17 protein-coding genes are annotated in these 23,282 nt (G+C 69.2%); 12 read left to right on the top strand and 5 right to left on the bottom strand.

What is annotated here, in order from left to right:
• The first annotated feature begins 67 nt into the window (after positions 1-67).
• On the top strand, positions 68-1,522 hold the full coding sequence (locus tag OV208_RS21550; RefSeq protein ID WP_267575756.1) for an ADYC domain-containing protein: 1,455 nt from the start codon (positions 68-70) through the stop codon (positions 1,520-1,522).
• 15 nt (positions 1,523-1,537) lie between these two features.
• Here OV208_RS21550 and OV208_RS21545 read toward each other — a convergent pair whose 3' ends face one another.
• Both OV208_RS21545 and OV208_RS21540 read right to left on the bottom strand, forming a co-directional pair.
• Positions 1,538-2,512: an SRPBCC domain-containing protein gene (locus tag OV208_RS21545; RefSeq protein WP_267575755.1), complete on the bottom strand. Its 975-nt coding sequence runs from the start codon at positions 2,510-2,512 to the stop codon at positions 1,538-1,540.
• Positions 2,509-2,901 (bottom strand): ArsR/SmtB family transcription factor, encoded by a 393-nt coding sequence (locus OV208_RS21540; RefSeq protein WP_267575754.1) that lies wholly within the window; start codon positions 2,899-2,901, stop codon positions 2,509-2,511. The genes OV208_RS21545 and OV208_RS21540 overlap by 4 nt, the downstream gene beginning before the upstream one ends.
• 164 nt (positions 2,902-3,065) lie before the next feature.
• On the opposite strand from OV208_RS21540, the gene OV208_RS21535 reads away from it, so the two are divergent.
• From OV208_RS21535 to OV208_RS21500, 8 genes are all read left to right on the top strand, one after another.
• Entirely contained in the window at positions 3,066-8,213 is a 5,148-nt protein-coding gene (locus OV208_RS21535) for a non-ribosomal peptide synthetase (RefSeq protein WP_267575753.1), read from the top strand.
• Positions 8,210-9,724 (top strand): condensation domain-containing protein, encoded by a 1,515-nt coding sequence (locus tag OV208_RS21530; RefSeq protein WP_267575752.1) that lies wholly within the window; start codon positions 8,210-8,212, stop codon positions 9,722-9,724. The genes OV208_RS21535 and OV208_RS21530 overlap by 4 nt, the downstream gene beginning before the upstream one ends.
• On the top strand, positions 9,721-10,920 hold the full coding sequence (locus tag OV208_RS21525) for a cytochrome P450 (protein ID WP_267575751.1): 1,200 nt from the start codon (positions 9,721-9,723) through the stop codon (positions 10,918-10,920). The genes OV208_RS21530 and OV208_RS21525 overlap by 4 nt, the downstream gene beginning before the upstream one ends.
• 23 nt (positions 10,921-10,943) lie before the next feature.
• Positions 10,944-11,411 (top strand): MarR family winged helix-turn-helix transcriptional regulator, encoded by a 468-nt coding sequence (locus OV208_RS21520; RefSeq protein ID WP_267575750.1) that lies wholly within the window; start codon positions 10,944-10,946, stop codon positions 11,409-11,411.
• A gap of 38 nt (positions 11,412-11,449) precedes the next feature.
• Complete coding sequence (hmgA, locus tag OV208_RS21515; protein ID WP_267575749.1) at positions 11,450-12,745, top strand: homogentisate 1,2-dioxygenase; 1,296 nt, start codon at positions 11,450-11,452, stop codon at positions 12,743-12,745.
• 168 nt (positions 12,746-12,913) lie between these two features.
• A complete protein-coding gene (locus tag OV208_RS21510; RefSeq protein WP_267575748.1) occupies positions 12,914-13,690 on the top strand; it encodes a hypothetical protein in 777 nt (258 codons plus the stop codon).
• On the top strand, positions 13,687-15,864 hold the full coding sequence (locus tag OV208_RS21505; RefSeq protein ID WP_267575747.1) for a hypothetical protein: 2,178 nt from the start codon (positions 13,687-13,689) through the stop codon (positions 15,862-15,864). Before OV208_RS21510 ends, OV208_RS21505 begins: the two co-directional genes overlap by 4 nt.
• Positions 15,865-16,075: 211 nt before the next feature.
• A complete protein-coding gene (locus OV208_RS21500) occupies positions 16,076-18,184 on the top strand; it encodes an aldolase/citrate lyase family protein (protein WP_267575746.1) in 2,109 nt (702 codons plus the stop codon).
• Here the strand turns inward: OV208_RS21500 and OV208_RS21495 are convergent.
• Positions 18,181-18,522: a protealysin inhibitor emfourin gene (locus OV208_RS21495; protein ID WP_267575745.1), complete on the bottom strand. Its 342-nt coding sequence runs from the start codon at positions 18,520-18,522 to the stop codon at positions 18,181-18,183. The two genes, OV208_RS21500 and OV208_RS21495, sit on opposite strands and share 4 nt — an antisense overlap.
• Positions 18,523-18,560: 38 nt before the next feature.
• Entirely contained in the window at positions 18,561-19,721 is a 1,161-nt protein-coding gene (locus tag OV208_RS21490; protein WP_267575744.1) for a M4 family metallopeptidase, read from the bottom strand.
• 358 nt (positions 19,722-20,079) lie between these two features.
• On the opposite strand from OV208_RS21490, the gene OV208_RS21485 reads away from it, so the two are divergent.
• The 3 genes from OV208_RS21485 (at position 20,080) to OV208_RS21475 (ending at position 22,620) form a co-directional block, all read left to right on the top strand.
• Positions 20,080-21,657, top strand: coding sequence for a hypothetical protein (locus OV208_RS21485; protein ID WP_267575743.1), 1,578 nt, complete (start codon positions 20,080-20,082; stop codon positions 21,655-21,657).
• Positions 21,658-21,773: 116 nt separating this feature from the next.
• Positions 21,774-22,235, top strand: coding sequence for a hypothetical protein (locus tag OV208_RS21480; protein ID WP_267575742.1), 462 nt, complete (start codon positions 21,774-21,776; stop codon positions 22,233-22,235).
• A 13-nt stretch (positions 22,236-22,248) separates the two neighbouring features.
• Positions 22,249-22,620: a hypothetical protein gene (locus tag OV208_RS21475; RefSeq protein ID WP_267575741.1), complete on the top strand. Its 372-nt coding sequence runs from the start codon at positions 22,249-22,251 to the stop codon at positions 22,618-22,620.
• 4 nt (positions 22,621-22,624) lie between these two features.
• Here OV208_RS21475 and OV208_RS21470 read toward each other — a convergent pair whose 3' ends face one another.
• Positions 22,625-23,182 (bottom strand): ester cyclase, encoded by a 558-nt coding sequence (locus OV208_RS21470; protein ID WP_267575740.1) that lies wholly within the window; start codon positions 23,180-23,182, stop codon positions 22,625-22,627.
• Positions 23,183-23,282 lie beyond the last annotated feature (100 nt).

Genomic DNA, 23,282 nt, shown 5'->3' with positions numbered 1-23,282 from the left:
GCCTCGCGAGCCGTGGCACGCCGGCTGCTTTGTGTTCCGTCATCTCCCCTGGAACGAGGTTCCTTCCTTGAAATCAATCCTCCGCCTGCTCCCCGCCTGTCTGTCCGTCGGGTTCCTCGTCGCCTGCGGTGTTCCCCTGCCGGAGGACGACCTGCCGGCGCCCGCCCTGGTGACGCAGGACTTCGCCGACGGGAACGACGGCTCCCACTCCCAGGGCACGCTGCTGCACGGCACGTCGTATGGGAGCATCGCCTTCGCGAACGCCGCCATGCTCCGCAACGGGGAGCGGCGGCCCGTGACGCTGAGGCTGGAAAGGGGGGAGCTGGTCGCGGACCTGACGCTGCGGGTGGAGGGCACCACGCCCAGCCTCACGGACTGCCTGGTGCAGGGGCCGAGCGGGCCCGACCGTTCCTGTGGACTGACGGTGGCGGGGCAGGGCACCTGCACGCCGGGCGCTCGGGTGAAGCTGAACAGTGGCGGCCTCTGTGGGGGCCGGCCTTCGGGAAGTTGTTCGGGCACTCCGGTGATGAGGGTCTGCTCGGGTGAGGCGCCCTGTGAGGACCAGGGCCCCAACCACCTCGCGACGGGGGCCCCGGCCTGCTCCGCCGCGACGTGCCCCAGCGCTGCCTTCCACTGCCCCTCCAGCGGCGTCTACACCGTGCTCGCCGGGGCCGACACGCCGGGGACACCCTGGAGCCTGTCGGTGGACCCCAATGAAGGCGCCTTCCCCGCGACGACGCAGGAGCTGCGGGGGACGCAGCTGGTGGGACTCCTGATGCGTTCGTCCACCAGCGCGACCATGTTGGAGGTGACGGAGGCCATCAATGCCAGGGAAGTCGCCACCAAGGAGTCCCCCGGTACGTGGGACCCGAGCGGCTCCACCTTCCTGTACCGCGTGCAGACCCTGGGGGGGCTGCCCCTGTCCAACATCTGCGACAGCAACCCGGATCCGAACGGCGGGGAGGCCCTGGCCGTGCCGGTGCGGGGGCTCTACGACGACGACGGTGTCCGGACGGAGAGCACCACCGCCTTCACGCTGGCGTGCGACTACGCCGTCATCTCCAAGTGCTACCGCTGGGGCTACAAGCCGTGGCTGGATGGCGCCCAGGCGGGCCCCGTGACGCAGGCGCATTGGGCCTGCACCCGCATGGCGCGAGCGGACTACTGCGGCGCCGGCGATTCCTACACGAACGACGGCACCCTCATTCGCCTGTGGGATGGCCTGACGCCCACCATCAATCCGCCTCCCGCCAATCCCATCCCCGCGGTGAGCATGACGTTCGAGGCAGGGTGGAAGACGAATGGCGCCGCGTGCCTGAGTCACTGGCGCTGGAAGACGTTGCAGGCCAATACCTGCATCAACCTGAATTGGCCCATCTACGACGCGAACGGAAACGTCACCAACGACTGCCGTTCGCCCGGTGCCACCGAGAAGTGCTCGGCCATCTGCGATGACGCGAAGGAGGCGGCCCACCTGTTTGGCGCGACGGTCTTCAACGAATCCAGGACCAACGGGCCATGAGCCGCCCGGCCCCCGTCAGTCGACGAGGGGCCGGTTGAACTCCGTGCGCCACGTCTTCGGGTCCGGCCCCGACTCCGGACCCACGACGTAGACCTCCCAGAGGTCCTGGGCCGGCTGGAGCCCCTGCTGCTTCATCCAGCCCTCGAACTCGCCCCAGGCCGGGCCCATGCCCTCGTAGGGGCCCTGGTAGACGGTGCGCGCGACCTTCATCGCGGGCCAGTGGCCGGGCTTGACGCGGCCCGCGGCCTTGACCGGCGTGGTGACGGGGATGCCGATCTCGAAGTCGAATGCGTCGGGAGTGATGCGCAGGTGGTGCGTGAACCACGGCCCCGCGGGCTTGATGCCCTGCGCGGCCACCGTGGCCATCAGCTCGGAGATGCCCGGCCCCATGACCTGCTGGATTTCAGCGCGGGGAACGGTCACGTGGATGAGCGCGGTGAGCTGTGCTTCCGTCTGGAGGATTCGCGGGGTGTCAATCATTGACAGTTCCTTGTCGTGAGGGGACTTCAATTCGGATGAAAGCAGTTGCTCGAGCGTGTCGTAGCCCGTGGCCACGCCCCCCTCCATGGGCGAGCGCAGCACCTCGTCGCGGGCCTCCTTCGACTCGAAGCGCATCGTGGTCGTGAGCGTCGTCTTCCCGCCCTCCTCGATGAGCAACAACGTGTTCAGCGCCTCGCCCGTGTACCAGGCGTCGTCGAACCGCTCGGTGTTCACCAGCCGCTCGGGCGACACGATTTCGCGGAAGACCCCGCTCACACCCATGTCCTCGCGGTCCGGTCCACGCCACACGTAGCGGTAGGCGCCGCCCACCCGCAGGTCGATGTCGCAGACCGCCATCCACCAGCCCCGGTGCACCCCGAGCCAGCGCTTGAGCAGCTCCGGCTTCGTGTGCGCGTCGAAGACCCGGCGGCGGGGCGCGTTGAAGACCCGCGTCATCGTGAGTTCAAGCTCGCTCGGGGTGGAGAGGGTCAGCTTTCCCGTGTTCCTCATGGCTGCTTCTTCCTCTTGCGGGGAGTGGGGGGCCGCGCCTCCTGCGCCTTCAGGTCCTCGAGCATGGCGTCCAGCGCCTGGTAGTTCTCCTCCCAGAACTGGCGGTAGCGCTCCAACCACCCGGTGGCCTCCGCGAGCGGCGCGGCTTCGAGCCGGCGGGGCCTGCGCTGCGCATCCCGACCCCGTGAAATCAACCCGGCCCGCTCCAGCACCTTGAGGTGCTTCGAGATGGCGGGCTGGCTCATGGCGAACGGTTCCGCCAGCTCACTCACCGAGGCCTCGCCCGACGCGAGCCGGGCCAGGATGGCCCGGCGCGTGGGATCCGCGAGCGCGGCGAAGGTGGCGTCGAGGTGCCCCGGGGAGGGGGTTATATAACCGGTGGATTCCATGACCTCCTGGTTATATAATGCCTTGGTGTCCCTGAGGCAAGGGCTGGAGCCATTCGAGGCCGTCGCGGTGGATTTTCGCGTGGTAGAGGTCCGGGGAAGCGAGCTTTGCCGGACGGACCCCCGCGCGGCGGCCGCGATGTGTGTCATTGCTTCCAGGAGCTCCCTTGCCCCCTACGCCCCCGTCCGCCCTGGTGACAGGAACCGAGTACGAACGCCTGCTCTCCAGCCTTCGCCTGAAGAGTCCCTGGGCGCTCGAAGGTCACACCCCGGCGGAGGTGCCGGAGGGGCAGGACGTCGGGGCGCAGGCCGCCCGCGTGCAGGGCGGCAGGGTCGACCATGGGCCGTGGCGGTCGGTGGTGGATGTCATCGACGCGCAGTGCCGGCGGCATGCCGACCGCGTCGCGCTCTCGGATGGGGCCTCTGAAATCACCTATGCGCGGCTGGCAGAGCGGACCCGCGCCCTGGCCGCCAACCTGCGCGCCCGGGGCATCGGGCGCGGAGACGTGGTCGCGGTGGTGCTGGAGCGGGGCGCGGCCTTCGTCGAACTCGCCCTCGCCGTCTGGCGTGCGGGTGCGGCGTACCTGCCCCTGGCGCCGTCACACCCTCAGGCGTGGCGCGAGGACATCGTCCGCAGGGTCGGCGCGGTGCTCGTGGTGGGCTCGCCAGCCAGCGAGGTGCCGGGGGTGCCCTTCCTGGAGTCGGGTTCCGACGTGGGCTCCGGCGCGGCGGCCATTGAGGACACGGCGCTCGTCCCGGAGGATCTCGCGTACATCATCTGCACGTCGGGTTCGACGGGCGAGCCCAAGCTGGTGATGAGCGAGCATCGCGGGGTCTCCAACCTCCTCCATGCGCAGCGGGACTTCCTGGGCGCGTTGGGGCCGGACACGCGGGTGCTCCAGTTCTTCCACCCGTCGTTCGACGCGTCCCTGTTCGACCTGCTGATGGCGCTGCCCAACGGAGGGAGGCTGGAGACGCTGGATGCGTCGCCGCTCTCCGGAGAGCCGCTGGCCCACGTGCTGGTGGACCGGCGCATCACCCACGCGGTGCTGCCCGCGACGGTCCTGCGCACGCTGCGACCGGGCGGCTTCCCCGACCTCCAGGTGGTGATGAGCACCGGGGACGTGTGCCTTCCGGAGACGGCCCGGCAGTGGGGAGCGCACCACCGCTTCGTCAACGGCTACGGCCCGACGGAGGTGACGGTGGCCAGCACGCTCCAGGAGGTGCACGCCGTGGAGGCAGAGCGCGTGCCCATTGGCCGCCCCCTCTCCAACGGCCACGTGGTCATCCTCGACGAGCACCTGCGCCTCGTCCCCGACGGAGTGCCGGGCGAGCTGTGCATTGGCGGGGAGGGTGTCGGGCGCGGGTATCTGGGCCGGAGCGCCCTCACCGCCGAGCGGTTCATTCCGGATGCGTTCGGCCCGGTGCCGGGAAGGCGGCTGTACCGCAGCGGCGACCTGGGCCGGTGGTTGCCGGACGGCACGCTGGAGTTCCTGGGCCGGCGCGACGACCAGGTGAAGATTCGCGGCGCGCGCATCGAGCTGGGCCAGGTGGAAGCGGCCCTGGCTGCGCTGCCGGGCGTGCGGGACGCGGTCGCCCTCATCGACGACACGCGGGAGCGCCTGCTGGGCTACGTGATGCCCGTCACCGGAGCGGCCCTGTCCGGCGACGGGGTGCGCGCGGAGCTTCGCCGCCGACTGCCCGGCTACCTGGTGCCAGATGTCGTGGTCGTGGTGGAGGCCTGGCCCCTGAACACCAGCGGCAAGGTGGACCGGGCGCGGCTGCCCAGGCCTCCACGCGCGGAGCGGATGGGCTACCAGCCGCCGGAGTCGCCCGGCGAAGTGGCGCTGGCGGCAATCGCCGCGGCGCTGCTCGGCATGGAGCGGGTGGGGCGCGATGACAACCTGTTCGAGCTGGGAGGGCACTCGTTGTTCGCCACCCAGCTCGTGGCCCGGGTGCGCCGCGTGCTGGGCGCGCAGTTGGAATTGAGCGCCGTGCTCCAGGCCCCCACGGTGGCCCGGCTCGCGGCCGGCTTGAAGGAGGCACAGGGAGGGGTGGACCTGGGCCCTCGGGGAGGCGCGGCGGGGATGACCCTTACGCCTTCGTTTGGACAGGAGCGCGTGTGGCTGATGCACAAGCTCAACCCGGACGCGCGGGCCTACCACACGCAGGCGGTGTTCCGGCTGGCGGGCGCGCTGGACCTCGCCGCGCTGAACGCGAGCCTCACCGACATCGTGCGCCGCCATGACGTGATGCGCTCCCGCTTCCCTGAAGTGGATGGGGAGCTGCGGTGTGAGCTGGAAGCACCGTGGGAGGTGGAGGTCCCCCTCCAGGACTTCAGCGGCGTGGACGAAGCGCTGCTGGCCACCCGGTTGGCGGAGGCTGTCCGGGACGCGGTGCAGGCCCCGTTCTCGCTCGCCGAAGGCCGGCCCTTCCGCTGGCGGCTGCTGCGCCTGGGCGCGGAGGAGCACGTCTTCGTGCACGTCGAACACCACATCGTGCACGACGGCTGGTCCTTCAACGTCTTCGTGCGGGACCTGCTCAACGGCTACGCCGAATTCGTCCGCCAGGGCCAGGTGCGCCGGCCCGCGCTGGCGGTGCAGTACTACGACTACGCGCGCTGGCAGCGAGAGTGGGTGGGCACCGAGGCCGCCGAGGCGCAGCGCCGCTTCTGGCGTCAGGAATTGGAGGGCGCGGAGACCCGGCTCCAGCTCCCTCGCCGCGCGGCCCCCGGGGGGAGGCGGTTTCGCGGAGTGGCGCCCCGGGTGGAGCTGGATGGCGACCTCGCGCGCCGCCTCCAGGCCCTGGCGGACCGCAACCACACGTCCCTCTTCACCACGCTCCTCTCCGCGTACTTCGTCCTCCTGCACCGGTACACCGGCTCCCGGGATCTCCTCGTCGGCTCCTCGGTCGCCAACCGGCGCTGGCAGGACACCGAGGGCATGCTGGGCATGTTCATCAACACGGTTGTGCTGCGTGGACGGCTGGACGGGGACCCTTCGTTCGAGGAGTTCCTGGCGCGGATGCGGCGCACCACGCTGGACGTCTATGACCACCAGGAGCTGCCCTATGAGCAGATCTTCGCGGAGTCGCCCGCGCGGCATCAGGGTGGCTTCAATCCGTTGATGCAGACGATGTTCAACTTCCACGACTCGTCGGTGGGCACGCTCGACGCGTCACCGCTCGACGTCACCATCGTGGAGGGACTGGGCAACGGCTCGGCCAAGTTCGAGCTGGCCGTCGTCGCGGTGCCGCTCTACGCCGAACCGGGATACCTCCAACGGCTGGCCGGGGACGTGGTGAGCATTCCCCGCTCGGAGGCCCCCGTGCGCTCCAGTCCCCGCGCGTCCCTGAGCGGCATCCTGCTCTCGTGGGAGTTCGACTCCGACCTCTTCGAGGACTTCTTCATCACCGGCATGTTGTCCGCGTACCAGCAACTGCTGCGCTCCATCACCGACGCGCCGGACACCCGCGTGTCCAGGTTGTCGCTGCTGAACGACGCGGACCGGCGCGCGCTCGTCAGCGTGGGCCCACGCCAGGAGGCCCCCGTGTACCGGGTGCCCGACATGCTGGCCCTCTGGACCCGTGACGCGCCCGATGCTCCCGCCGTGAGGTCCGGTGACTCCGTGCTGACCTATGGCGAGCTGACGCGTCGGGCGGAGCACCTGGCGCACCACCTGCGCGAGCTGGGCGTCGGCCGTGAGGCGTTGGTGGCGGTGTGCATCCACCGCTCGGCGGAGCTGGTCGTGGCCCAGTTGGGAAGCCTCATGGCGGGGGCGGCCTTCCTCTCGCTGGATCCGAAGGCGCCACCGGCCTACCTGGAGTCGCTCGTCCAGGATGCCGGGGCCCACGCCCTGGTCACCACGGCGGCGCTGACGGACCGGCTCACCTGCCTTCCCACCATCGTGCTGGACGACCTTCCTGCGAAGTCCGGTCCGCCGTTGCCCTCGGGAAGTCCGTCGGACCTGGCCTACGTCCTCTACACCTCCGGTTCGACTGGCAAGCCCAAGGGCGTTCAAATCGAACACCGCTCGGTCGTGTCGCTCATGCACCGGACGGCCCTGGCCGAGGACCTGGGACCGGGCAAGACGATGCTGGCGATGGCGTCGGTCTCCTTCGATGTCTCGGTGCTGGAGGTCTGGGGTGCGCTGTTGAACGGCGCCGCGGTCCACTTCCTGCCGCCGGTCTGGGACGTGCCGACGCTGGCGCGCTGCCTCATCGAGGAGCGCATCACGCATGCGGTGATTCCCCCCGTGGTGTTGCCCCGGTTGGCGGCGGAGGCCCCGGAGTCCTTCGCCGCCCTGGATCGGGTGTTGGTGGGCGGGGAGGTCTTTCCCCCGGAGGCGTTCCGCACGCTTCAGCGAGGAGGCTTCACGAAGCTGACGAACGCCTACGGCCCCACGGAGATCACCGTCATGGCCAGCGCCTACAAACTCGACGAAGGGCATGATCCCGAAGCCACGAACGTGCCCATCGGTCGGGCGCTGTTCAATGCCCACGTCGCCGTGCTCGACGCGTACGGGCAGGTGGCGCCGCCGGGCGCCGTGGGGGAGATCTGCATCGGAGGGGATGGCGTCGCGCGGGGGTACCGAGGCAGGCCGGCGCTCACCGCGGAGCGGTTCGTGCCGGATCCGCTCGCGACGCATCCTGGCGCGCGGCTCTACCGCAGCGGGGACCTGGGTCGGTGGCTTCCGGGGGGCATCATCGAGTACCTGGGCCGCCGCGATGAGCAGGTGAAGGTCCGGGGCTTCCGGGTGGAGCTGGCGGAGGTGCGCGCCGCCCTGGCCGGACATCCCGGCGTGGCGGACACCCTCGCGGTCATCGACTCGCGCGCGGAGGAGCCCCGCCTCGTTGGCTATGTGGTGGCCGAGGCGGGAGTCGCGGTGGCCGCGCAGGCCGTGCGCGAGGACCTGGCGCGCAGGCTGCCGGGACATCTCGTGCCCTCGGAGGTCGTCGTCCTGGAGGCGTGGCCGTTGACCCCGCATGGAAAGGTGGACCGCTTCCGGCTGCCCACCACGACCCAACGGAGTCCGGAAGCGCCCTTCACTGCGCCCAGGACCGAAGCCGAGGTCCGCATCGCGGCGGTGGTCGCGGAGTTGCTGGGCGTGACCCGGGTGGATGTCCACGAGAGCCTGCTCGCGCTGGGCATGCATTCATTGCAGGCGATGCGGCTGGCCTCGCGGCTGGGTCGGATGATGGGGCGCGAGGTCGGGCTCGCGACCATCCTCATGGGACCCACCGTCGCGCAACTGGCCGACGCGCTCACCGTGGCGCCGGTCGCCCCCACCACGATCAAGCGATTGCCGCGCGCATGACGACCGCGTTCCCGATGTCCTTCGCCCAGCAGCGGTTGTGCTTCCTGCACCGGATGGACCCCACGGGCGCGGCCCACGCCACGGTCCGCTGCCACCGTGTGGCGGGGCCGCTGGACCTGCGAGCCCTGCGGGAGGCCCTGGACATGCTGGTGGCCCGGCACGAACCGCTGCGGACCGCCTTCCCCCTGGGAACGCAGCAGCACATCTCGCCGGAGGGGCGGACACATCTCCACGTCGTGGACGTGGCGACCGAAGCCGAGGCCCTGCGTCACGCGCAAGCGGAGGCGGCCCGTCCGTTCGACCTGGAGCACGGACCGCTGCTGCGGCTCACCGTGCTCCGGCTGGAGCCCCGGACGCACTTGCTTGTCTTCGCGCTGCACCTGCTCGCGGCGGACGGCGGGTCGCTTCAGGTCTTCTCCGAGGACCTGGCCCACGCCTACCGCGCGGCGGTCCTGGGCGAACCCACGGGCCTGTCCGAATTGCCCGTGCAGTACGTGGACTGGGCCGCGTGGCAGCGCGAGCAGCTCACCGCTTCACGGCGCGAGTCCCTGTCGCGCTGGTGGCGTGAGCGGCTGTCAGGCGTTCCCTTCTTCCTGGACCTTGTCGCCCCGCGTCCCGCGCTGGGCCAGGGACGCCGTGCGCATCGCGTGCTGCCCGCAGCCATTGCCCGGTCCGTGCACGCCCTCGCGAGCGCTGAACGTCAGACGGTGTTCACGGTGCTGGCCGCCGCGTGCGGCCTCGTGCTCGGTCAGCGTGCGGGACGTGAGCGGGTGTTGCTGGGGCTGGCCGTGGCCAACCGGGACCTGCCCGAGGTCGAGCGCGTGCTCGGATTCTTCGTCAACACTGTCGCGCTGGAAGTGGACCTGCGCGGCGACCCCGACTTCCGCCAACTGCTCACGCGGGTGGCCGCTTCCACAGCCGCTGCGTACGCGCACAAGGATCTGCCCTTCGAGCAGCTCGTCGAGGACCTGTCCCCTCCCAGAGACCCCACGCGGTCTCCCGTGGTCCAGGTGAACTTCGCCTACCATCCGCCTCACACGGCGGGGGCGCTGGCCCTGCACGGCTGCGAGGTGACGGAGCTGCTGCTGGACCTCCCCTCCGCGAAGTTCGAACTCACCCTGCGGGTCGAGGAGCGCTCCGACGGCCTGTTCACGGTGTGGGCCGAATTCGATGAGAGTCTTTTCGACCTCGCGTTCATCGAAAGTCTGCTGGAGGCCTACGAAGAACTCCTGCGGACCGTGGACCCGGGTGCACGGGCGTCGAGCCTGCGTCCTGCTCGGACCGCGACGGAAGAACACCTCGCCCGCATCTTCGCCGACGTGCTGAAGGTCGCTTCGGTGGACCCGTACGACGACTTCTTCCGGCTCGGCGGCCATTCCCTTCAGCTGATCGAGATCGCGGCCCGGGTCCGGACCGAGCTGGACCGGGACCTTGGATTGCGTGAGCTGTATCAACATCCCACCGTGGCGGGTGCCGCCGCCCTGCTGACACGAACAGGAGCATCCCGATGAGCACTTCCTATCCGTTGCCCAAGGACTGGCAGCATCCGTTGGAGCCTCCCGCCGACTACAAGCGGTTGAGGCAGGAGGCCCCGGTGTGTCCCGTGCGGATGTTCAACGGCAACACGCCGTGGTTGGTCAGTCGCTACCAGGACGTGCTCGCGGTCCTGAGCGATCCCCGACTGGTCCTGGACTCCACGATGCCAGGGTTCCCGCACATCTCCGCCTCCTCGTCGGCACGGCAGGGGCGGCCCCTGCCTTTCTTCCTGCGCCCGGACGCGGAGTACCGGGTGCAGCGGGCCATGCTCGTGCAGGAGTTCCTGCCCCGGCGGATGGAGGCCCTGCGACCGCGAATCCAGCGCACCGTGGATGAGGCGCTCGACGCGATGCTGGCGGGCCCGCATCCGGTGGACCTGATGGCCGCGTTCGCGCTGCCCGTCGCCCTGCGCATCATCTGCGACCTGCTCGGTGTGCCCCATGACGGCGCGGAACGCCTGCACGTCCTCAGTCGGACCATCGGCTCCCGCACCTCGTCGCGCGAGGAGGCGACGGCGGCGCTGGTCGGACTGGATGATGTCTTCCTGGCGTTGGTGGAGGCGAACCTGCGTGAGCCCACGGATACGCTCATCGGTCGCGTCGTGTCCGAGCAGGTGGCGACGGGCAAGCTGAGCGCCCCGGATGCCGCCTCCCTGTTCCATGCGCTGTTCTACGCGGGCCACGGGCCGCCCGCGTACATGTTCGGCCTGGGCACGCTGGCGCTGCTGCTCGACCCGGGGCAGCTGGCGAAGTTCCGCGCGATGGAGGACCCCGCGACCATCACCGCGGCCATCCAGGAACTCATGCGCTTCATCAACGTCTCGCACCTGGCCCGGCAACGCGTCGCCACGGTGGACGTCACCATTGGCGGCCAGCTCATCCGCGCCGGCGACGGCATCCTCGCCCAGCCGGATTCCGCCAACCGCGACGAAACGGTCTTCGAAGATCCGGACCGGCTGGACCTCCAGCGCGAGGTGCACCGTCACTTCGCCTTCGGCCATGGCATCCACCTGTGCACGGGGCGGGCGTTGTCGCTCATCGAGTTCGAGGTGGTGTTCAAGACGCTCTTCCAGCGCATCCCCACGCTGCGGCTGGCCGTGCCACCGGAGGAGGTCCGCTTCAAGAAGGATGAGAACCTGCTCGGCGTGCACGAACTGCCGGTCACCTGGTAGCCCGCGTCCCTATACTCCCCACGATGACCCGACCGCGCCCCGCGAGCCTGAAACTCGACGCGTTCCTCCCCTACCGTCTGTCGGTCGCCGCGAACGTCGTCAGCCAGCGGGTCGCGCGCGTGTACGCGGAGCAGCACGGCCTGAGCACGCAGGAGTGGCGCCTCATCGCCGTGCTGGGGGAGGACGGCGAGCGCACGCAGCTGGACCTCGTCAAACGCACGCGGATGGACAAGGTGTCGGTGAGCCGCGCCGCGCGCACCCTGGAGGCGCGGGGCCTGGTCAGGCGCGTCACGAGCCAGAGCGATGCCCGCTCGCGAAAGCTGTCGCTGACCGCCGCCGGCCGTCGCATCTACGAACGGGTGGCCCCCGCCGCGCTCGCCGCCGAGGCGGAGGTGCTCGCAGGGCTGAATGTCAGCGAACGCGCACTCCTGCGCTCGTTGCTGGAGCGCGTCGAACGCGCGGCGAGCGAGGCCCTGGGCCGCGACCCCTGAAGGTTGTCAAACTGGTTTCATTTGTTACCATCCCGGGTATGGAACCGCTCCAATACCTCACGGGCTTTGGGAACGAGCACGCAACGGAGGCCATCTCCGGAGTGTTGCCGGTTGGCCAGAACACGCCGCAGCAGGTCGCGTTCGGTCTCTATGCTGAACAGATTTCGGGCACGGCGTTCACCGCGCCGCGTTCGGAGAACCGGCGGACGTGGATGTACCGCCTGCGTCCCAGCGCGGGCCACCCGCCCTACCGGAAGACCGAAGTGCGCCGCCTGCGCAGCGGCCCTTTCGACGAGGTGCCGCCTCCGCCCAACCGGCTGCGCTGGGATCCGCTGCCGCTGCCCACGGACCCGACGACGTTCCTGGACGGGCTGTTCACGCTCGGGGGCAATGGCTCCGCGGCGGCGGGCGACGGCGCGGCGGTGCACCTGTACGTCGCCAACACGTCGATGGTGGACACCGCCTTCTTCAACGCCGACGGTGAGCTGCTGATCGTCCCGCAGCAGGGCTCGCTCCGCATCGTGACGGAGCTGGGCGTGCTTGATGTGCCTCCGGGCCACGTCGCGCTCATCCCGCGCGGGATGCGCATGCGCGTGGAGCTGCCGGAGGGCCCCGTGCGCGGCTACATCTGTGAGAACCACGGTGCGCCGTTCCGGCTCCCTGAGCTGGGACCGATTGGTTCCAACGGTCTCGCGAACCCACGGGACTTCCGCGCGCCGGTGGCGAGCTTCGAGGACGTGGACCGGTCCACGCGCGTGGTGCAGAAGTTCCAGGGGCACCTGTGGGAGACGACGCTCGACCACTCACCGTTCGACGTGGTCGCGTGGCACGGCTCCCATGTTCCGTATGTGTATGACCTGGCGCGGTTCAACACCATCAACACGGTCAGCTTCGACCATCCGGATCCCTCCATCTTCACGGTGCTGACCTCGCCCAGCGAGACGCCGGGGACCGCGAACTGCGACTTCGTCATCTTCCCGCCCCGGTGGATGGTGGCGGAGCACACGTTCCGGCCGCCGTGGTTCCACCGCAACGTGATGAGCGAGATGATGGGGCTCATCCACGGCGTCTACGACGCGAAGGCGGACCAGTTCGTTCCAGGCGGCGCGTCGCTCCACAACTGCATGAGCGCGCACGGGCCGGACCGGAAGACCTACGAGGCCGCGGTCGCCGCGTCGCTGGGTCCGAAGAAGATCGACAACACGCTCGCCTTCATGTTCGAGACCCGCCACGTGATTGCGCCGACGCGCGCCGCGCTCGAAAGCCCGACGTTGCAGTCGGACTACGACGCCTGCTGGGGCGACCTGCGCAAGGCGCAACTGCCTCCGCGGTGAACCGGAAGGCCGCTCCGGGTCGTCCCCACCGCCAGGGCTGAGCCGGGCCTGGCGGCTCACCCGCGCCCGCTGGCCAGACTCTCCCGGTGCATGGGACGGTGGCGTGGGGATTGCTAAATGTCATCGCGAAACCCGGGCATGCCTCCCGGGTGTGGCGCCCCAGCCGCGATGACCTCCGAACCTCCCATCCAGAGCGCGTCCCTCACGCCACGGCGTGGCCTGTTGGCCGCTGCCTTCCTCGCGCTGCTGTGCGTGCCGCTGTCTCCTCCAGAAGTGGCCCCACCACCCCGGCTGGTCCTCTGGGCCTGGGAGCGGCCAGAAGACCTCCGCTTCCTCGCGGGACAGCCCGTGGACGTCGCCTTCCTGCTGACGACGCTCGACCTCACCGACACGGACGTGCGCGCGCACCCCCGCCGGCAGCCGCTCCGGCTCCCACCGGGCATCACGCTGAAGGCCACCGTGCGCCTCCAGATGCTCCCGGGGGCCTCGCTCGCGCGCTTCAGCCCCGAGCGCCTGCGCGCGCTGTCCGAACGCCTGGCGGCCCTGGTGCGGCGACCGGACGTCACGTCGCTCCAGCTCGACTTCGACGTGCGCGCGTCGGAACACGACGCCTACGTCTCGCTGCTCCAGGACCTGCACGAGCGCCTGCCGCCGGGAATGCCCCTGTCCATCACCGGGCTGGCGTCGTGGTGCGCGCCAGGGAGCTGGATCACCCGCGCGCCGGTGGACGAGGTGGTTCCGCAGCTCTTCCGCCTGGGCGCGGAGGCTCCCATCTGGCGGGCCCGGTTCGCGCGCGGGCTGCCCCGCCCGTGCGCGGGCAGCATGGGCCTGGCGATGGATGAGTGGCAGGCCGTGCCTCCCGGTGTTTCGACCCTCTACCTCTTCAACCCCCAGCCGTGGACCTGGTCCGCGTTCGCACGCGCCATGGCGGAGACGCAATCATGAAGTCAGCATTCGTGGGTCTCGTCGGCCTCGCGGTCCTCCTGCCCTCAGCCGTCGCGGTGGCGTGTGGCGGCGGCGACGAATCCAGCTACGACGACACGGCGCATCCCGACGTCTCCCGTGAGGACTTTGCCGCCGGGCGAATGGGGCTGCTGCGAGGGAGCCTCCGCACGCGGTACCTCGTCTACTCCTGGCGCACGATGATGGGGATTCCCACCACCCCCGACGAACAGAAGCACGTGGTGGAAGGCTGGAGGAATGTCATCCAGGGCGCCCCCCACCAGGTCGCGGAGTGGGGAAGCCAGCAGTGGACCGCCGCCCGGAGCGAGGTCGTTCCCCAGCGGGAGCCAGCCCCGTTGCAGTTTGTCCTGGAGAACAACTACGCGGAAATCTCCCGCATCCACGCGGACGCCTTCGTCCGGGCCGCGAGCACCGCCCGCGTGCTCGCGAAGGAGTGGAAGTCGCGTCCGGCGCTGCTGGAGGAGTGGGTCCGCAACCAGGACGTCGTCTTCGGCGAATGCGGCTCCCTGGAGGAGGCGGCTCCGGGAATCGAGAAGGGACTGAAGCCCCGCGAAAAGAAGCGGCGCGAATCCGAGCGCGCCTACCAGGAGGCGGCCACGCTCTTCTACTGCAACAACTTCGACGCGGCGGCTGCCGCCTTCCAGGCCATCGCGGACGCGTCCGACTCGCCCTACCGCACCCTGGGCGCCTACCTCGTGGCGCGCACCGCCGTGCGCCGTGCGCTGTTCGAGCAGCCCTCCGAGTCATCGTCCTACGAGCGGAAGATGACGGAAGCCGACCGTGAACGCTTTGTCCTGGCGGATCAAGCCATCGCGAAGGTGCTCGCGGATCCGAAACTGCTCGAGGTCCATGGGCCCGCGCGCCGCCTCCAGAGCCTCGTGCGCACCCGTCTGGATGCGCAGGCCTGGAATTGCGAGCTGCTGACACGGGTGCTCGAGCCGGGCACGGGGTCCGGATTGAGCGCGCTGCTGGGCGACCTTCCGAACGAGTACCTGGATGGGAGTATTTGTTCCGCGCTCCCGCCGCCCGCGGCCGAACTCGTCGAGTGGTTTCAGTCCATGAAGTCCTTCAGGGCCGAGGAGAACATTCGGGCTCCGCTCCAGGCCGCCGCCGTGGCCCACTGGAAGAAGACCGCGCACATGCCCTGGCTCGTCGCGGCGCTGATGCTGTCCCGCGCGGATTCGCCGGGACTGCCGGAGCTGCTGGCGGACGCCGCGAAGGTGCCGCTGTCCTCTCCGGCGGGCCTGACCCTCGCGTACCACTCCGTGCACCTGCTGCGCGAGCGGGGGGAGTTGCCGACTGCGCGTGCCCGGCTCGACGCGATTCCGTGGCCCCTCACGGGGGGGATGCCCTACCTGAGCGGCCTCCTGCGCATGGAGCGCTTCGACCTGGCCCAGAGCTGGGAGGAGGTGCTCCAGAGCACCCTGGTGGAGTACCCCCAGCCGACGGGTCCCGTGGTCATGGGACTGGCAGGGGAGAATGCGTGGCGCCTCGAACCCCGGCTCACGGCGCGGAAGCTGAAGGCCTGGAGCGAGACGTTTCCCCAGGACTCCGCGCTGCGTCGGCGGCTGACGTGGAACGCCTTCGCCCTGGCCTCCGTGGTGGGCGATGACGAAACGCTCCAGGCGGTGGCGACCTCGCTCGCGGGAACCGAGCCCCTGGCCCGCGCGGAACTCCTGGCCATCGTCGGACGGCCCACGCCCGAGGAGCGGCTCTTCGACGCGCGCTTCCTCCTGATGGGATTGCCCGCCGTGTCCGCGCGACTGTCGTGGGGGCGCGGCTTCAACACGTCCCCGACGTACGACCTGACCGAGGACATCCGGCGCGGCGCCAACGGGTGGTGCGCGGTGCAGAAGGAGGCTCCTGTCACACCGCCGTTCTCCTTCGAGACTCCCGAGGAGCGGGAGGCCGCCGCGGCGCAATGGAAGGCCCTCACCGAAGCGGGCGGTGCGGTGGCCTTCCACTCGCGCGTGGCGCTCGCCTGGGCCCAGGCGCACCCCAAGGATCCACGCTCCCCCATCGCGCTCTTCCGCGCGGTGCGTGCCAGCAAGAACGGCTGCGGCCAGAACACCCCCGAGGCCCGGAAGGCCTTCTCCTACCTCCACAAGCACTACGGCAAGACGGAGTGGGCGAAGAAGGTCCGTTACGTCTATTGAGCCCCGCCCGGCGCGGGACGCAGCTGGCGACCACCGCCGATTCCTCGAGGGCGCCTGAAGACAATCACATTCTCGATATTCAAGCGTGGCGGTCATTCGTGACTTCGAACGCGTATCAATTCACGCGTGCAACGAGGAGATGACGTGGCGGAGATCCATTCGGGAGTCGCTACCGCAATCTAGCGGTGACTGACTCCGAGAGGGTTTCCCCATGAAAGAAGTGTCTCATCTTCCGCGCCCGCCTTCGGGCTGGCGAAGTCTGTTGTTCATCCCCCAGTTCGCGTTCACCCGCGCCGCCCGGCTGCCCGCGGATTGCTTCGTCCTGGACCTGCAGGATGGCGTGCCACTGGCCGCCAAGGCCGCCGCGCGTGCTGGCGTCATCGAAGCCCTGAGCGGAGGGCTCTTCGACGGACGTCCCGTGGTCGTCCGGATCAACGAAGCGGACCACTCCGAATTGCATGCCGCCGACCTGGAGGTATGCGTGGGGCTGCCCGGCCTGACGGCGCTGATGCCGACGATGACCCACGGGCCGGAGGAGCTGGATGCGCTGCACGAGCGCGTGGCCGCGCTGGAGCTCGCCCGGGGCCTCCCTCTGGGACACACCCGGTTCCTGCCGCTGCTGGAGACCCCCGCGGCCGTCCTGGAGGCGCGGCGGATGGCGCTCGCGGGCGGCGGGCGCAACCTGGGGGTGATGCTCGGGCATGGGGACCTCTTCCGGTTCACCGGTGCCACCCCCCACGCGGAGCTCACGCTCAGCCATCCCCGGAGCCAGGTCGTCATGGCGGCCCGGGCGGCGGGCATCGAACCCTTCGACACGCCCTACACGCACGTGGGGGACCGTATCGGGCTGGAGGCGCACGCCCGCGAGGGGCGCCTGCATGGCTTCACGGGCAAGTGCTGCCTGCACTCGGATCAGCTCGAGACCGTGAACCGTTGCATGACGCCCACGGCCGCCGAACTGGCCTGGGCCCGTCGGGTGACCCAGGCTCAAAGACAAGGCACGCTGTCCACGCTGACACGCAAGGTGCCAGGACTCGCCGCGCCAGGGGCCAGCGAGGTCCCGGGCCCCTCGTCGGTGAACGAGGGAATGGCCATCGTGGAGGGACAGCTCATTGGCCCGCCCCACCTGAAGGCAGCGCACCGGATGCTCGCGCTCGCGCCGCCCCAGGACCCGGTCGCGGATGAAGGGCAGGTCGTGGTGGGACGCCGGGTCACGCACGCGCTCGAACGCCCGCCGACGCTCGACGACCTCCTGCTCAACCCCTACGAGATGACGGCGACCGCCGGGATGCGCGACCTCTGGGTCCAGTGCTTCTATTCACACGACCGCATCGTAACGAGCGCCCCCTTCGCGGCCCGGCTTGGGCTCACCGCGCCCGGCACGCTGCCGCTGCCCTTCATGATGGGCCTCTACCTGGCGTGCTGCATGTCGAGCACCCATGGCGCCATCTACCACCTGGGTTTCCGCAACGCGCGCCAGCACGCGCCGCTGCGGGTGGGGGACACGTACCGCCAGGAGATCCAGGTCCGGCGGGTGCGCAACACGGGCGACGGGAAGCGCGCCGTCGTGACGACCCACCGTCGGCTCATTCGCGTGGGCGACGAGGTTCCCGTCTTCACGCTCGACAAGCGTGAGCTCTACCACCGCCAGCCGGAGTCCTTCGAACCCTCGCCCGCCGCCGCCCGGATGGAGGAGGAGGAGCGTTCGCAAGCCCAGGCGTTCCGGATGACGCTCACGCAACGGGCCCAGGAAGTGCTGCCGCGCGCGGAGGTGGGCGCCGTGCCGTCCTTCGAGACAGGAGCGCTGTTGCTGCACGGCTTCGCGAGGCCGCTCGGCATCACCGCCAACCTCGCGCTTTCGACCCAGCTCCTGGTGACCCATCCCATCCACCTGGACCACCACCGCTTTGACTTGGGACACGGCAGGGGCGTGGTGGTGAGCGGTGGGCTCGTCGTGTCCATGACGCTGGCCGCTGCCGCGAGGGACCTGCACGAGGTCCTCTGGGAGGAACTGCTCGCCGCGGACAACATTCGCCCCGTGGCGCCCACGCAGACCGTGGGCGCCCTCTCGTATGTGCTCTCACGTGCCCCCGTCGAGGGTATGGACGGGCTGGAGGAACTGGTCGTGAAGACGCTCGGCGTGCTGGACCTCACGCCGTCGGCGGAGCTGGCGGACGTGCCGCTCCCACGGGCGCTCTTCACCTTCGAGAGCGAGCGGCCCTCCGCCTACGATGAGTTCTGCCGGCAGCACGGCCTCCAGGCCCTGGAGGGGCGCGTGGTGTGTGTCGCCACGCGGCGCCTCGTGCGCATCCGTGCCTAGCGGTTGATGGTGTCAGGGGGCGCACGGGCCTCCGTGCGCTCCACCTGCTTGAGCAGTCCCAGGAGGGCGCGCAGGGAGGCATCCTCCACGGGCTCAAGCAACTGGACGGAGTGGCGGCGTCCCCCCTCTTCGATGGTGAGCGTGTAGCGGGTCTGATCCGCCGCCCCCTTCGAAGCGGTGCCTACGCGGGCGGGCCGCTCGAAGAAGGACGCGGCCCGTACGCTCTGGGTGATGGCCTCCGCCTGCGCGGGAGGCAGGTCCGCCAGGTCGAACAGACGGGGTCTGTTGAGGCCTGGAATGAAGGCGAGCCCTCCTTCCCGTTTGAGCTCGATGCGCATCTCACGCTCCCGGGCGCCTGACGGGACGCCCCGTGGTTTCAGGCATTGGGGCGGCGCGACGGCTTGGAGGCCGGGACGCCCTGCTGCTGCGGGATGAAAGCCACGGAGACCTTCTCGCGGGTGACCGGGATGCCCACCTGGTTCCAGGCGTCGCGGACCGCGGCGTCCTCGGCTCCGCCCTCGCCGTAGAGTCGGGCGGCGGCCATCAACGTGATGCGCGCGAAGCGGGCGAAGCCGCAGTCGGGCCGCAGGTGCGTGTCGCGCAGCGCCTCGTACCAGATGTGGCCGGCCTTCTCCCAGGCGTAGCCCCCCAACTGCGTGGCCAGCAGGCAGAAGGCCCGGTTGGGAATGCTGGAGTTGATGTGCACGCCGCCGTTGTCCTCCCAGGTCCTGACGAAGTCGCGCATGTGGCCGGGCTGCGGGTCCTTGCCCAGCACCGGGTCGTCGTAGGCGGTCCCAGGGGCCTTCATGGAGCGCAGCGCCTTGCCCTTGACCCCGTCGGCCAGGAGGCCCGCGCCAATGAGCCAGTCGGCCTTGTCCGCCGTCTGGTTGAGGAACTTCTGCTTCACGAGCGAGCCGAAGACGTCGGAGATGGACTCGTTGAGGGCTCCCGCCTGGCGGAAGTACACCAGGGGGCCCTCGTCCTCCGTCATGCCGTGCGCGAGCTCGTGCCCGATGATGTCCATGGCGATGGTGAAGCGGTTGAAGAGTTCCTTGTCTCCGTCCCCGAACACCATGCGCTGGCCGTCCCAGAAGGCGTTGTCGTAGTTCGTGCCGTAATGGACGTGGGCGTTGAGCCGCAGGCCGCTGTCGTCAATGGAGTTGCGTCCGTAGACCTCCCAGAGCAGGTCATAGGTGGCGCCCAATCCATCGTAGGCCTCGTCGGCGGCGGCATCGCCGGTGGCGCCCTGTCCCTCGCTGCGCACCAGCGTGCCGGGAAACGTCTCCTGTCCTTGCAGGTCGTAGATGGAGCGGTGGCACTGCGAGTCGGCCATCATTCCCGAGATGATCCGGGATGGGGCCCGCTGGGCCGTCTGGGTCGTGGCGAAGCGCAGGTTGCGGAACGTGCTGTCCACGGCGGCGGTGCGCAGGGCCGCGGCGCGCTGGGCGCCGGAGCCATTCTGCGCGACCGACCGGAGCAGGTAGGGCGGCAGGATGCAGTACAGGGAATGCCGGTGGGGCCCTCTTGGATGAAACATGGTCGTGTCTCCCGTTGGGGTGTGTCTCCTGAAGCTAGGAACGGCGCCCCTGGCGCAAGCGGCATGTGGCCGGCGCAAGGCTTCGTCGTTCCCACGCAAGACGCGTGGGCGCTCCTGCCGCCGGTCCTCGGCCAGGGCGCTCCCGCCTGGTGACCAGGCAGCCAGGAGGCGCGCCTGCGCTGCGCTGGAGAACGCCCGGCACTGCGCACCGCGTCGGGCCGTAAACCCTCGGGATCAGAAGGCAATCGTTGGTGACTTGACGAAAGGTCAGCCATCAATTCTATCGTGGGCACAATCAGGTGTTTAAGGGGTTATATGGTATTCCAGTTAACGGGCATCCATGCCCCTGGGGGTCACCATGTCGAAGATCGGTGAGGGCAGGCCTGGCGTTTCCGCGCCCAAGCAGCAGCCCACGAATGACAAGGCGGCGACGAAGACCGTCTCCGCGCAGCAACTCGCCAACCTGTTCGGTTCGCTCACGAGTGCCTCCGCGTCGCCGGCGAAGCCCGTGACGGCGACGAGCGCGAAGCAGGCGATGGTCGCCACGCCCGCGATGACCGCGGCGCTGGCCCAGCCCATGGCGGCGACCCGGGAGGTCCTGCCCAATCTGCTGGCGCCTCTGACCGACCCGAAGATGAACGAGTGCTTCGACAAGGCCTTCAACGAGGTCTACCAAGGCACGAAGCTCCCCAGCGGGAAGGAGCGAACGGAGATGTTGGCCTTCGCGACGAAGCTGCGGGAGAAGCAGCCGGACATCACGGCGGCGGACCTCCGCGAAGCCCTCGTGGGTGAGCTGCGCAAGCGGCGCGACGGCGGGGACGTGGTCACCCCGGCGAAGATCCAGAAGTACGTGGAGGAGGCGGTCAGTTGGACGGCCACCTGCTACGAGGGCGGGGCGCGCAGCCCGACGCCCTCGGAGATGGCCGAGTGGACGGCCTTCGCGAATCAGCAGATGAAGGACAACCCGGAGATGACGCCGGATCAGCTCTCCGCCGCCATCATGGACGCCGTGCGCGACAAGGCCACGGGCATGTCCTCGGGCGGCTCGGGCGCGAAGGGCAAGGTCAACGTCGACAAGTTCATCCAGGACGCGGTGAGCTGGTCCTCCAATGTCTACCAGGGGGGCTCACGTTCCGCGACGGCGGCGGAGCTCCAGAAGTGGCGGGCCTTCGCGGACAAGACGATGGCGGACAACCCTGACATGACGCCCTCGCAGCTGTCCGCCGCCATCATGGACGCGGTGCGCGACGACATGACGGGCGTGGGCGGTCCGCCCAGCCAGGCGAACGTCGACAAGTTCATCAACGACGCGGTGAGCTGGGCGGCCAAGGTCTACCAGGGCACCGATCGCGGTGCGACGTCGGGCGAACTCCAGAAGTGGCGGGCCTTCGCGGACAAGACCCTGGCGGACAACCCGGACATGACGTCCGCGCAGTTGCAGGCGGCCATCCAGGACGCGGTGCGCGACGAGGTGACGGGCGTGTCGTCGGGTTCGGGCGGCGCCAACCTGGACAAGATCATCAACGACGCGGTGAGCTGGGCGGCCAAGGTCTACCAGGGCGGTGAGCGCGGCGCGACGCCCGCGGAGCTCACGAAGTGGAAGGAGTTCGCCAAGAAGAAGCTGGAGGACAACCCGGGCATGACGCCCTCGCAGCTCTCCAGCGCCATCCAGGACGCGGTGCGCGACGACATGCGCGGCGTGGGAGGCCCGGCGGAGTCGGCCCCGCTCGAGCGGTTCGTGAAGGACGCCTTCAAGTGGGTGTTCGAGCTGTACATGAACCAGCCCACGGACAAGCCGCGTGAGCCCACGGCGCGGGAAATTCGCGACTGGTCCAACTACGCGAAGGAACAGCTCAAGAAGAACCCCGACCTCACGGCCGAGGACCTGCAGTCCGTCATCCAGGACGGCCTGCGCAGGGCCCTGGGCAACATGTAATCACCCCCGGAAGGGAGAGGGGCGAAAGCCCTCTCCTGGCCCGGAGCGGAGAAGGGCGGGAGAACACCTCCCGCCACCTCCTTCGCGACTGTGAGCACCGCCTCGTCCGGGGAGCAATGATGAGGGTTCTGGCTCTATGCACCTGGATGGTGGCGGCTGGCATCGGATGCAGCCATGGTCAACGCCCGGGAGGGAACCAGAGCTACGTCATCACGGAAGATGCTTCCGGCGTGGGTGGTTCGGGTGGACGGAACTGCGACCAGGAGCAGGTCGAATGTTTCACGGCCTGTTGGAGCACTCCCGAACTGCCGTACCCTCATGTCAAGCGGGACGAGTGGTACTATAAGTACTGCACGAAGAAGTGCCGCGAGGAGTACGTTGAGTGCGTTCAGGAGAAGGAGGCGGTGCGCAAGGAATCCGCCCGGCTGAGGTTCTCGAACATGGACGCTGCTCTGGACTGGCTCCGAGAGCACAAAAAAGGGCTCGTCATCGGTACGGTCGTTGTTGTCGCTGGCGGCTCGTTTGTCATTGCGACAGGCGGAGGCGGGGCGTTGCTTCTTGTGCCCATCGTGCTCTAACCCGGGGGCAATCATGAAATATGATCCGCATTTCAATGTGGACACCGCGCTTCTCACCATTGAGTCGGTCAGCCGCGGCTTTCAAGACGGCTCACCGGAAGAGGCTTCGCTCCGAGCCGCCGCCGCTGCCCTGGTCTACGTGCGTGAGATTGGAAGGCTCGAGGATTATCGGGAGTTCTTCCGGCAAATCACGACACCTGCGGTTGAAGGTGTGCGGGCAGCACATTCATTCGAAACTCGCACGGAGGCGGATGAATGGCTCAAAGCGGCCGGTGCCCATGACGGAGAACTCGTCAGTATCGCTGGCAAGGGATACCAGGTCGTGAACCTTCCCCAAGGAGCGCGATTCCTCAGGAATCCGCTCCCTCAGGAGTTGGAGGAGTAGCAGCTCAGCTCCGGGGCTGCTGGGTGGGAGTCCAGGGCGCGGTCTCGGTCAGGATGGGCTCCGGCTTGCCGCTGGACATCGCCAGGAGCCCCTTGATGCACTGGACGGCGAGCAACCAGTTCTTCGGATTCTTCATGTCCAGACCCCCGATGAGCTGCTTGAGGATGCTGAGCGTGTCGAAGTAGACGCGCTCGCAGACCAGCGTCTCGTTCGCGTCGAAGATGAAGTACCCCGTCATTCGCGCCCGGAACCGGTTCCCTGTGGGCGGGATCTTGCCCAGCGGACCCAGGTGGGTGCCCTTCAGCCAGAACTCCACGATGACGGCGTCGTCGCTGTGCCGCAGCGCGATGATTTCGTGGTCCTGATCCGGGAAGGCGATGCGGGTGTCGCGGTAGTAGTCGCGCACCGCGCTGTTGCCGTCGTGCACCGTCAGGGTGGGGATCAGCTCGTAGTGCGGATGCGGGAAGGTCGCCAGGACGTCGTCCCAGTCCTGCCTCACCTCGTCGTGGAAATGGTCCAACACCAACTTCTCACGTGCCTGGCGTACCTGTTCGGTGATCACGTTTGTCTCTTCCTGAAGAGGGGGCGCCGCGGTCAGCGGCGGTGATGAATGGCCCGGTGGCTGAACGTGGGGGCCGTGCCGGGATGGGTCCAGGCGGCGG

This window comes from Corallococcus sp. bb12-1 (assembly GCF_026626765.1).
Taxonomy (GTDB): Bacteria; Myxococcota; Myxococcia; order Myxococcales; family Myxococcaceae; genus Corallococcus; species Corallococcus terminator.
Note: the sequence above shows the minus strand (reverse complement) of the source record. Positions and strands in the feature narration are given on the sequence as shown.

What these genes read in the sequence shown, in the direction of transcription:
- OV208_RS21545 (WP_267575755.1), bottom strand. Translation starts at nt 2,512, where the DNA reads ATGAGGAACACGGGAAAGCTGACCCTCTCCACCCCGAGCGAGCTTGAA.
- OV208_RS21540 (WP_267575754.1), bottom strand. Translation starts at nt 2,901, where the DNA reads ATGGAATCCACCGGTTATATAACCCCCTCCCCGGGGCACCTCGACGCC.
- OV208_RS21530 (WP_267575752.1), top strand. Translation starts at nt 8,210, where the DNA reads ATGACGACCGCGTTCCCGATGTCCTTCGCCCAGCAGCGGTTGTGCTTC.
- OV208_RS21525 (WP_267575751.1), top strand. Translation starts at nt 9,721, where the DNA reads ATGAGCACTTCCTATCCGTTGCCCAAGGACTGGCAGCATCCGTTGGAG.
- OV208_RS21520 (WP_267575750.1), top strand. Translation starts at nt 10,944, where the DNA reads ATGACCCGACCGCGCCCCGCGAGCCTGAAACTCGACGCGTTCCTCCCC.
- hmgA (WP_267575749.1), top strand. Translation starts at nt 11,450, where the DNA reads ATGGAACCGCTCCAATACCTCACGGGCTTTGGGAACGAGCACGCAACG.
- OV208_RS21510 (WP_267575748.1), top strand. Translation starts at nt 12,914, where the DNA reads ATGACCTCCGAACCTCCCATCCAGAGCGCGTCCCTCACGCCACGGCGT.
- OV208_RS21505 (WP_267575747.1), top strand. Translation starts at nt 13,687, where the DNA reads ATGAAGTCAGCATTCGTGGGTCTCGTCGGCCTCGCGGTCCTCCTGCCC.
- OV208_RS21500 (WP_267575746.1), top strand. Translation starts at nt 16,076, where the DNA reads ATGAAAGAAGTGTCTCATCTTCCGCGCCCGCCTTCGGGCTGGCGAAGT.
- OV208_RS21495 (WP_267575745.1), bottom strand. Translation starts at nt 18,522, where the DNA reads ATGCGCATCGAGCTCAAACGGGAAGGAGGGCTCGCCTTCATTCCAGGC.
- OV208_RS21490 (WP_267575744.1), bottom strand. Translation starts at nt 19,721, where the DNA reads ATGTTTCATCCAAGAGGGCCCCACCGGCATTCCCTGTACTGCATCCTG.
- OV208_RS21485 (WP_267575743.1), top strand. Translation starts at nt 20,080, where the DNA reads ATGTCGAAGATCGGTGAGGGCAGGCCTGGCGTTTCCGCGCCCAAGCAG.
- OV208_RS21480 (WP_267575742.1), top strand. Translation starts at nt 21,774, where the DNA reads ATGATGAGGGTTCTGGCTCTATGCACCTGGATGGTGGCGGCTGGCATC.
- OV208_RS21475 (WP_267575741.1), top strand. Translation starts at nt 22,249, where the DNA reads ATGAAATATGATCCGCATTTCAATGTGGACACCGCGCTTCTCACCATT.